Here is a 9,572-nt window from a genome sequence, read left to right on the forward strand (position 1 = left end):
GCTTGTCGATTGATTAACCACCCGCCGTTTTGGCAAAGTGGCGATTGAGGCTGTTAAGAGGTCGGTTCGCACCTCCCCAAGAGGCGCCGGCGATGCTGCTGGCGATCGTCGGAAGCGCGACGATCAGAGCGTCACCAGCTAGGAAAAGCATGTCGAGCTCGTAAAGCCCGATGATCTTTGCTGCTGTCTCACCCGATGTTTTGATCACCGCAATCATGACTAGCAGCGAGGCTGCTTCGGCAACGATAACTATCGTGGCAACGATGTTGAGGAGGAGAAGCAGCAGCCCATACGAGAGCAGTTGGCCGATCCATCTGGTGGCTATGTCTCGAGTGTGATCAAAAAGATAGCCTACAAGAACGAGAGGGCCGATCGTCAAGAGCACCTTCGTCAGAATTCCAACGGCATCGTAGATCTCGAACGCTGTCCACAGCGCGCCGTAGAAAATCCATTGCGCTCCCTCGAAAGCAAGTATGTCCTGGCTATTCATTGGCCCAATTTCGGAAGCAATCACCTGAAAGGCAGCCTGACTTTTAGCAAACATCATGTCGAGCTTCTGGGTGATACCGAGGAAGGGCAAGTCGCTGCCACTGATCTGGTGAGCCAACCTCGGAATCGTGTCGTCGAAGACCGATTCAATGTACAACTGATAGTTGGCCTGCCCTAAGATAAGGGCGACGACAATCGACACCATGATTACGCGCGAGATACCCCCGCGCGCATCGACTTGACCACGCATGACCAGAAAGCCTTGGATTATTATCCAAAGCGTGACACACGCCACCAGAGGCGCACTGACCGCTTCTTGGATCTTTCCAAGCACTTTGTGCAGCCCCAACGTAAAGGCCCCATGAAAGATCGTGTGTATAACCGTGAATGGGGCATGAAGTGAGAAATGCATTGCCTGAGCCTGATTTGTCCCTGATCAGCGCAGCTGAGCCTGATGAACTCAGCGTCGTTTACGGGAGGGCGTCAAAAATGCGAGCGGTCTTCTGGTGTTCGCGACGCTGCGTGGCGGCCTCCTCAGCGGTGTGAAGGCTCGCTTGTGCAGTGGCCATCGTCAGCAGACTCGTGGCCTGGGCATTTTGGATCATCGCATCGTGAATCTGCTTAAGGACCAGACCGTTGGTCACGGTGGCCTGCATAATATTTCCCGAGCGGGAAAGCTGACCAAGCGTGCCGGCGTTATCCTTAAGGCGCTTGTCCATTATGCCCAAAGTGTCGGCTGCAATAGCTGCGGCATTGGCGGCCCCAGCGATTTGTCCCTGTAACAGTTTCGCTTCTGAATCGGTGCCGTTGACTATCCGATTTGGGTCCTGCGCAATGTTACGGGCCACAATCGAAGCTGGCGCCCGAGCATCAAACATCTGCCCCTCCAGCTTATTGCTCGACGGGTAGTGATTTCCTTGGTTCAGTGAGCTTAGCAGTCCCGTGACACCGAATGACGACTTTAGCATATCCACCATTTCGATCGTGGTAGCGAGCGTCGCGATTGACCTCTCAAGGATCGCCGCATTGGAAACCGCTGTTAAGGTCACTTGTGTTTCTGTTAGCGGGTCGCTGACGACAAATTGCGACCGGGCCTGTGTGCTAAGCAGAAAGGAAGCAGCAAGCGTTATTGCTGCAAGCTTGGCAAATCTCATGAATATTCCTCCATCAGTCTTGAACTTCGTGGTAACGAGCCATGAACTTGTCGAGCCATCCACTTGGGGCATCTCCGTACTGGTCACGAAGCTGGTCGGCAAAGCGCACGGTGTTGGCCCGCCCCGAGAGTACGGCTACGTACTCGCGCATCTGCCCAAGGTCGAATTCACAAACAGCACTCCCACTGTCGCGCTTGAGCAAAAACTTGCGGCTGCCAATTGCCATTCCCTGGCGGATTGCCTCGAACTCCTGCGTAGTGCACTTCAAGCCATCGACATACGCAGCTCGGTCCGCCGTCGGTGATGGGTAGAAAATTTTCGTCATACATTGCGCAACGAGACTAGCTCCGAGAGGCGATTCCAGAACGTGTTCAGGCTGCTGCGTTGCGAGTATCAACATGCCGTTGTTTTTGCGGACCGTGAGCAAGAACTTGTCGATAACGGCCGAGAATTGGGGGTTGAGTAGATAGAATCGAAATTCGTCGCAGCTCATGACGAACCGACGACCATCGACGATAGCGCCCACTCGATGCAGAAGGTATGCGGCGGCCGGTGCACAGACCTCCTCATATTCCAGGAGCTGCGTCATGTCGAAGCCCGTAATGGAGGCATCCAGCCTTACTTCGTCCACGTCGCCGTCAAAGGCCCATCCAAGCGCCCCCCCTCTACACCACCGCTGCAGCCGTGCTCCTGCGCCCTCGGAGGGGCTGTGCAATAGGAATTCGCGCAGGCCCGCAAGTGAGCGCATAGGGGGTTCGAACGAAAGCTGACGAACAATGCCGCGTTCCAGCCGACGGCTTTCCTCCGGCGAGATCGGACCACGGCCGTCACTCTCGATCAGGGCCATCAACCACTCGCGCAGAAAGTCCCGCGAGGCGGAGGTGTTGTCCAGTCCACGCAGAGGGGCCAAGCCGCTCGGAGCGCCTCTGCGCAACGCAAGATATGTCCCTCCCGTGGCTCGCACCAGCAGTTCACCACCCCGATCCTTATCGAAGAAGACGATCGCACCATTGCGATCGACCAAGCTTTGCTCAAGCATCGCGAGGACAAAGGTCATCAGCGTCGTCTTGCCTTTGCCAACGGGCCCGAATATTGCCGTCATGCCGACGTCATTCTCATGGGGGATGTAGTCGAAAGAAGTTCCACCGTTTGTGCGAAAGCGCGCAACAGCATTGCCCCAGTGGCCGGAACTGGAACCGCTTGGGAAGTTCTCAAATGAGACGAGCCCGGCAAAATTGTGTGAGGTGATCGCCCCCGGGCGCGTGCGCCACCTGTTGTTCCCCGGAAGTTGGGACCAATATGCGGCCTCCATGCCGATGCCCTCTTGGACGATAACGGCGCCCGCGTCGGCCAGCCGTGCGCGGGCACTTGCTGCGCGACCTGCAAGGCTATTGAGGCTGTCGGCATAGACGCACAGGCTCAGATGATGCGAACCCATCACGAATTCGTTGCTTGCCAGTGCGTCCTCTGCCTCGGCAAGTTCATTGATCTGGGTGAGGGCCTTGTCGCCGGCACTCGTCATCTGGCTGGACTTAAGGCTTAGTTTGGCATGAGCTTGTGGGCGAGTGAGGAAGGAAAAGCTCTGGCTCAGGACAAGCGGGAAGTTGGCGGACAGCAAGGAATTTAGCATGCCCGGCCGCGTCGTCGCCGGATATTCACGGAACGAAAACAATGATCCGACGGAGCTATCCCCGGGCCTTCGAATCTCAAGCGCCCGCTTCCCGCAGATGACCTGGTCAGTGTAGATCGAGGCGCCAAGTGAGCCGGTAACCATCGGAACCGGAAGAAACCGGCAAGTCATCATGAGCCGAAGCGCCTCGCCGATTTCCGTGAAGAGCACGTTGCCTTTCTCTCGAATGCCCAACCGGCGCAGACCGTAACCGCCGAGTGCGCCAGCAATGATGTGCCAGAGGTCTTCCAGGCTCCGCATTTGGGTGGCTAGATCGTGCTCATTCCGTCTGGGGGACCTGGCAATCCGCAAGCCGATCTTGCCGATTGCGGTGCGGGGGGACACGATCAAAGTGAGGAAGTGATCGTTGCGAAAGAGCTTTCCCGACAGCACACGACGCTCGTAGGCCTCGCTCAGACTGCCAGCGAATGCACTTTGAAACTGGCGTGGCGCCGGCGCCGGCACATCGTTGTGTCTCACAAGATGAGCGTATATCGAGACATTGTCATCGGCGATGTTTCGCAAGAGAGTGTTGAACGCGCGGCAGCGCGAGTTGCGCATCTCAGCGTCTTCCAAATCAAAGGGCAGACCGTTCACATGTGCCATGGCCAGGATGGATCCGTCTTCCAGAAGGACAACCTGATCGCTTACGTGACCAACATACGGAAGGTAGATCTCGCCAGACCTCTCGGTCCGGCCGCTGGCGCCGAACATTACACCATTCCTCTTCCGCGTTTCGGCACTCTGATCGGATTGGCGCTGACGCTTGCGCCTCCCCAGACCGGCCCGTCCACGCTTCTGCCGGCCGTCTGCAAATAGAGCAGCACGACGCTTGCCGCGTTATAGTCACGCTCAACAACCAGCCGTGCTCCGAACCAGAGTGGCGCGAGAACGATTTCGTAAAGCGGGTTCTGAAGGATAATGATAACAAGCCCAGCCAACATCATGAGCAATCCGGCCAGCGTCAGCGGCACCCCCAGAAACAGTGCGGGGCGCGTCGCCGCCACATAGAGGGTGCTCGCTTCCAACCGGTCGCTCATCAGCCACCGCCTATGAGCGCCTTGCCCAGGAAGCTGGCCCCGAACATGATGACGATCCCTCCAACGACACCCGCAACCAGGCCAAGTGAAGCACGACCGAACATCCAAGAGATACCGATGGCTACGAGCCCGAGCACGGCCAGTGATTGTCCGAAGGGGCCAAGTATGAACGTGCAGATATTCTGGACCATCTTGGCAGGATCCGTCCCTCCGGTCACCTGAGCCGCGGCTGGCCCGCTGGAGAAGACCGTCCACGCCGCGCCTGCAGCAGCGGCCGGTACATATTCAGCCGCCATGCGCAGCATGGAAAAAGGCGAAGGAACACGCGTTTTAAGCGCACGAAGTATCTTGAGTGGCGTCATCATTGCATCTCCATGTTTCAATCGAATACGAGTTTGTTCGGGTTCGCGGGTTCCCGTGCTTTCGCAGCCTGGCTGCCTGTCGGACCGGAGGGATCGGCCCCGGAGCGGTCTGGCTGATACGAGCCCCAGATGTCCCAAGAATCTTGGTTGGGCTGCTTCTTTCTATTGGCCTGTTGGCTCTGCTGGAGCAGAGGCGGCACGGCTTTCCGACCGGGTGCCTCAAGGTGCGGCACATCTCGAGCAGTCGGCTCCAGCGTTCGCTCAAGGAGACTTGAGATGTCCTTTGCGGCCGACTCGACCTTGCGTACATAACCGTTGGCGAAGCCACGCGTGACGTCGCCCGTGTTATAGGCCGAGATGGCACGGCGAAGCGCCAGTTGCTGTGCCACAGCAGTGGTGCCGCCGGCATACCGGCTTTCAAGCAAGTGGGCGGCAGCCGAAAGCGAGGCGCAGGGCTCGAAAGCCCTTTCCGGCGTGAGATTGAGCATGGGAAAGTTCTTGCTGTTTATCTGCATCAATCCAACATCGACAGAATGTTGTGCTTCGAGGCGTTCCTTGATGCCCCGCGTGGCTTCCAGGTGGTCTATCCAGCGAAGCTGCTCACCTGTGGTGTTGTCATGAGCCACCAGCGTTTCAAAGCCACTTTCAATCTTGGCAATCGCGGCGAGGGTGGACGGCGCAACCCAGGGAGCGCATTTGCGCGACAGGCTGCGGAACTCACGCGGAGAAAGTGGCGCGGGCTCGGCTGGGAGTGACATGGATGTCAACAGGACGATGGCCAGCGGCCAAGCTGCAATAAACATTCCCTATCACCTACCTTTCCAAGCCGCCGGACGGGTTCTGGCCCTGTCCGGCACGCGCTTATCGGGGAGGTTTGTTACTGTGTGATGTTCAAGTTCAGCTTTTCGGTTTCAACTGAAGCAAAGACCGTGTTCGTGTCAGCGTGGGTGAGCATCTTGCGCATGCGTGGGTGGCGCGGGCCCGATCAGCCAGCGACATCCGGAGCATCTTGGTACGATGACTCCTGTGCAGGATTGCTCGTCCCGGCCGTCCGTTGCTCCTGGACCGTGGGCCGCGACTTCGGCGTCATGGATGGTACTTCTGTCAGCGCCAAGCCAAGGACAAAATGGGGAGCTTGGCGGGTTTGTTCAGGCTCGGGATCACCGTGGGGAATCGACGAAGGCGATAAAGCAGCCCAACTTTGCCGGTATGCTGCCGGTGCTTTAAGAGCAGCCATGCGCGGCCCTGCACACTCAGATCATTGCTTGAGACGCGAGCTCGTCCGCGAAGCTGGCTCGAAGGCGCAAATCCGCGGGGGCGAGGGTCAACTGGGAAGACGTGGCGGCGCAGCCCATCCTGGTGCGAGCCTGGTTCAGCTGTTCGGCCGCCGCCGCCAACGGGTGGATCATGCACAGTCCCATCGGCAGAAAACCGCACGTCATTGACGGAGTCCGACGGCGCAATGGACAAGCATAGTGACACGCTCAAGATGGAGGAGTTGCAGTAACTGAGAAATGTTAGCCCGGACGTTCACCGCAACCGGCGACCTGCCGGTCGCCCGAACAGCATTTGAGGCCGCCGGCCACCTTGGACGAAGCCGGCTTGGCAGGAGACATACTATTTGGCACAAGGCCGCTGCAGCGAATCACGGTCTTCTTCCGCCGACCGCCTCTCCGATCAAGCTAAACGCCGCGCTGCTCAACCATGTCCGAGCTGGATCCACGAGCCGGAGGATATCGAGATGATCCAGGTCCGCAAACTCCAGGATGACGAGGATGCAAGGGCATAGCAGGAAACTTGGCATCCATGAGGTCGAACTCGAGTGGTATTGGCAGGCCTGCACCAACGGGGGAGCTCGAAGCGAAAAAGCGAAGGACCACACGGCAGGGTCATGTCGGCGCTTGGACCTGTCTGGTGGCCACGGGCTGCCTTGGTGCGGTCAATTCGCTAGGGATGAAAAGACCAGGACGAGCACGGCCTCACATTGGCCGCACGCAACGGCGAGTGGTATCAAGGGGCAGCTGTTCTGGGTCGGTGCCCCAGGGTTGCTCGGCAACAGGTTTAGACAAGGGGATTCAAGATTGAAGGTGTGCCGTTGAAACATGTTCTTGTCATTGACGATGATGCCGCAATGCGGCGCCTCATCGCCGAGTATCTCACGATGCATGCCCTGAAGGTAACCGCAGTCCACGATAGCAAGCAGTTTGACTATGTTCTTTCACATGAGCCAGTCGATCTCGTGGTTGTTGACCTTAACCTAGGCCGGGAGGATGGACTTGCGATCGTCCGCAATCTGACGACAAAATCGGATGTTCCTATCATAGTGATCAGCGGCGACCGGCTTGATGAGGCGGAAAAAGTGGTTGCACTGGAGCTCGGCGCAACCGATTTCATTCCCAAGCCTTTCGGGATGCGCGAATTCTTGGCCCGCATTCGAGTAGCGCTACGCGAGCGCATTTCTAGTCCGCGAACCAGAGAGCAGCGCTCATTTCGCTTTGGGGCCTGGAAGCTCAGCGTGAGGCAGCGGCGACTGATCTGTGCGGAGCGTGGCGAGGTCAAGCTTACCGCATGTGAGTTCAATCTCTTGATCGCATTTCTGGAGAACCCCCGCAACGTGCTATCCAGAGAACGGCTTTTGCTCGCGAGCCGTGTGCGTGGAGAAGAGGTGTACGATCGAAGTATCGATGTCCTAATCATGCGCTTGCGCCGAAAGCTGGAGGCTGATGCGGCCAATCCTCGCCTAGTCAAGACATGCCGTGGTGCAGGGTACTTCTTCAACGCTGACGTAGACGTTAGCTACGGAACCTTGGCCGCCTGACAGGAGCTATTCAGGAGATTGGCTGACGAGGCTGATCAAGCCTTCCAACAGTGCCAGCCTGATCAATTACGGCGAGAGCTACCGGTCCGGAGATCGCATCAGCGCCTCTGTCGTCAAGAGAGCTGTTCTGCTTGACCCCAGCCATGGAGCTCAACGCCCCGCGTCGGAGCGCTCCCTGCTTCTGAAGGAAGCCATTAGGTCCGCTCGGGCTTGATCGGAGGCTTGGCTGATGGACGTCGTGGTTGCTTCACTCAGTTGCCGCCCCATGGCGAGGCTTTGCGGATTATCAGTCCTCTGCCTCTTCGCCGGTATCAACAGCGCTGTGTAATGTTCATTGTTTATGATGACGCCCCCGCTGTTCACGAGGTTGCTCCTGTCAAGTGTACTCGTCAGTCCGTCCTGGGCCTCGCGCGTCTTGCCCAAGTGCCGTTCAAACGGCGCTGGCGCGACTTGTCGGGCTTGCTGCTCTTACAAGACTGCGTGTTGCACCTGCGACCCAGCTGCTACAAAAGCTTCCGCGGGGATTGCGGTAAGCTCGTGCGGCAGCGCCCCTCCCCTCAGTCGGTTTTGCAGCGCCTGCCGATCGCGACGAGGTAGTTGAGGTGCAGCGGCAGCTGCTGGTCTGGCCGCTCTTCGTTCCCAATCGATGAACCAGTTCGCGCGTGCCGTCCACCACGAAGACGCCGCAATCAACACCGTTGTTCTGCCGGGCCATGGCGGGTGTCACCAGAGTGGGCGCGTCCAGTCTTGCTGCGAGCTCTCCTGCAACCGCGTCGTTGTGTCCCTGTCCATCGTGCTGGATGGATCGTAGTGATAGGCGGCCGCTCTTTCCGGGTCGCGGCGATCAACGAGCAGCAGCGACCAATGGTGGATGCGTTGAAGATCCGGCGCCGGATCCATAGGATCGGCACGGTTCACTGGCAGGAACACGAAGTCGGCTGGGGCGTCGTTTTGATGATAGATGGACAACAACCTACTTTGCACGTCCACGTCATGACGGCGCAGTAGATGGGAGACCGACGCATCCATCAGCCGCGTTCGGGCGGCGAGCGCTGGGTGGGCCTCCTGCAGGTCCTGCTCCAGCAACCGGTAATCCCTGTGGATATGCGCGTCGCTCAGCAGGTCGGCACCGAGCACCGCCCCATCGGGGAGGTTGGACGAGCCTGACGGAAAAGCTCCGATCTGAGCATCGGAGGAGGTGGTCAGATCGACTAACGGACACCCCGATAGGTGTCTGACAGCCTGGCGGTCGCTGGCAAGGCGGGTCCTGGAGCCCTTGCCGGTACTGCTGCCGCTGCAGCTTCACTTATCGGACCGCGATGGACGAGCCAAAAGTCGTTGCGCCCCTCCGGGCTTCCGGCGGTGTAGCCGTGATGACCTTCAATATCGTAGTTCCATTCCGGCTTTTCCGCATCCGGCAAGGGGTCATGGCGGTCCAAGAAAAAGAGCATCGCGCCTGGGACGCGATGAGTCCCATGGGAGAAGCCTTTGGGGACGGCGAATGAGACAATTATGGAGTTGTCGATCGCAGCGGGGCGCCTCAGACCTCGCGGAGGCCGCGGCCTCCGCATGCAGGCTTCGGATGTGTTCGGCCCCTATCCCTTGAACGGGTACCCCTTCCAATGGCAATTCACCCAACTGCTGGATGGGAGGCTGCATCGGCACGCGGCCGCCTGAATTGCCGATTTCGCTCAGCTGCTGCTGAATGGCGACGGCTTGCGGCGTATTCAGGGCCCTCTGCGTCTCCGCTGGCCACAACAGCGCTGTGGAATGTTCATTGTTGGTGATGACTCACTGGGGTGGCAGGTGGTTGCCCTGGTCAAGCGCATCCGGCGAGGGCCGGATCTGCTGTTGGCTGGCAGCTAACACTGGCGGGGCGGCGGCCTCAACTCCGGCGTGCCTAGAGCCGGCCGCTGCGAAAGCGTCCGACACGCTTCTGTTGGGGTCATCCCGTCCAGCGGGGATCCCTGGATCGCTGAAAAAAGACGAGGCGGCTTGATGATCCTGCCCTCGCTGAAGCACCTCGCGAAACCCCTGTTC

At 58.7% G+C, this 9,572-nt stretch carries 9 protein-coding genes; 2 read left to right on the forward strand and 7 right to left on the reverse strand.

Annotated elements, in window-relative coordinates; all coding sequences use genetic code 11:
- Positions 1 to 13 precede the first annotated feature (13 nt).
- The 6 genes from NKH01_RS31080 to NKH01_RS31105 all read right to left on the reverse strand — a co-directional run bounded on the left by NKH01_RS31080 (position 14) and on the right by NKH01_RS31105 (position 5,517).
- Positions 14 to 901, reverse strand: a complete 888-nt coding sequence (locus NKH01_RS31080) for a type IV secretion system protein (protein ID WP_353024115.1) — start codon at positions 899 to 901, stop codon at positions 14 to 16.
- A 58-nt stretch (positions 902 to 959) separates the two neighbouring features.
- Positions 960 to 1,643 carry a TrbJ/VirB5 family protein gene (locus NKH01_RS31085; RefSeq protein WP_353024117.1) on the reverse strand — a complete coding sequence of 228 codons (684 nt, stop codon included), beginning with the start codon at positions 1,641 to 1,643 and terminating at the stop codon, positions 960 to 962.
- Between the two features lie 13 nt (positions 1,644 to 1,656).
- Complete coding sequence (virB4, locus tag NKH01_RS31090; RefSeq protein ID WP_353024119.1) at positions 1,657 to 4,026, reverse strand: type IV secretion/conjugal transfer ATPase VirB4; 2,370 nt, start codon at positions 4,024 to 4,026, stop codon at positions 1,657 to 1,659.
- Positions 4,026 to 4,352, reverse strand: a complete 327-nt coding sequence (locus tag NKH01_RS31095; RefSeq protein ID WP_353024121.1) for a type IV secretion system protein VirB3 — start codon at positions 4,350 to 4,352, stop codon at positions 4,026 to 4,028. The genes virB4 and NKH01_RS31095 overlap by 1 nt, the downstream gene beginning before the upstream one ends.
- The gene (gene virB2 / locus NKH01_RS31100; RefSeq protein ID WP_353024136.1) at positions 4,352 to 4,657 is read right to left on the reverse strand and encodes a pilin major subunit VirB2; all 306 of its coding nucleotides are present in this window, start codon (positions 4,655 to 4,657) and stop codon (positions 4,352 to 4,354) included. Before virB2 ends, NKH01_RS31095 begins: the two co-directional genes overlap by 1 nt.
- A 74-nt stretch (positions 4,658 to 4,731) precedes the next feature.
- A complete protein-coding gene (locus tag NKH01_RS31105; RefSeq protein ID WP_353024124.1) occupies positions 4,732 to 5,517 on the reverse strand; it encodes a type IV secretion system lytic transglycosylase VirB1 in 786 nt (261 codons plus the stop codon).
- 1,292 nt (positions 5,518 to 6,809) lie between these two features.
- On the opposite strand from NKH01_RS31105, the gene virG reads away from it, so the two are divergent.
- Positions 6,810 to 7,532 (forward strand): two-component system response regulator VirG, encoded by a 723-nt coding sequence (gene virG / locus NKH01_RS31110; protein WP_353024126.1) that lies wholly within the window; start codon positions 6,810 to 6,812, stop codon positions 7,530 to 7,532.
- 723 nt (positions 7,533 to 8,255) lie between these two features.
- On the opposite strand, the gene NKH01_RS31115 is transcribed toward virG, so the two are convergent.
- On the reverse strand, positions 8,256 to 8,669 hold the full coding sequence (locus NKH01_RS31115) for a hypothetical protein (protein ID WP_353024128.1): 414 nt from the start codon (positions 8,667 to 8,669) through the stop codon (positions 8,256 to 8,258).
- A 236-nt stretch (positions 8,670 to 8,905) separates the two neighbouring features.
- Here NKH01_RS31115 and NKH01_RS31120 point away from each other — a divergent pair, with 236 nt between their 5' ends.
- A complete protein-coding gene (locus tag NKH01_RS31120) occupies positions 8,906 to 9,037 on the forward strand; it encodes a hypothetical protein (RefSeq protein WP_353024130.1) in 132 nt (43 codons plus the stop codon).
- Positions 9,038 to 9,572 lie beyond the last annotated feature (535 nt).

The organism is Mesorhizobium sp. M1403 (genome assembly GCF_040317695.1).
Classification (GTDB): domain Bacteria; phylum Pseudomonadota; class Alphaproteobacteria; order Rhizobiales; family Rhizobiaceae; genus Mesorhizobium.

Bases quoted from the DNA above. Each gene is read 5' to 3' on its own strand.
- virB4 (WP_353024119.1), bottom strand. From the start codon at position 4,026: ATGTTCGGCGCCAGCGGCCGGACCGAGAGGTCTGGCGAGATCTACCTT.
- virB2 (WP_353024136.1), bottom strand. From the start codon at position 4,657: ATGCTGCGCATGGCGGCTGAATATGTACCGGCCGCTGCTGCAGGCGCG.
- NKH01_RS31085 (WP_353024117.1), bottom strand. From the start codon at position 1,643: ATGAGATTTGCCAAGCTTGCAGCAATAACGCTTGCTGCTTCCTTTCTG.
- NKH01_RS31120 (WP_353024130.1), top strand. From the start codon at position 8,906: ATGACCTTCAATATCGTAGTTCCATTCCGGCTTTTCCGCATCCGGCAA.
- NKH01_RS31095 (WP_353024121.1), bottom strand. From the start codon at position 4,352: ATGAGCGACCGGTTGGAAGCGAGCACCCTCTATGTGGCGGCGACGCGC.
- NKH01_RS31080 (WP_353024115.1), bottom strand. From the start codon at position 901: ATGCATTTCTCACTTCATGCCCCATTCACGGTTATACACACGATCTTT.
- NKH01_RS31105 (WP_353024124.1), bottom strand. From the start codon at position 5,517: ATGTTTATTGCAGCTTGGCCGCTGGCCATCGTCCTGTTGACATCCATG.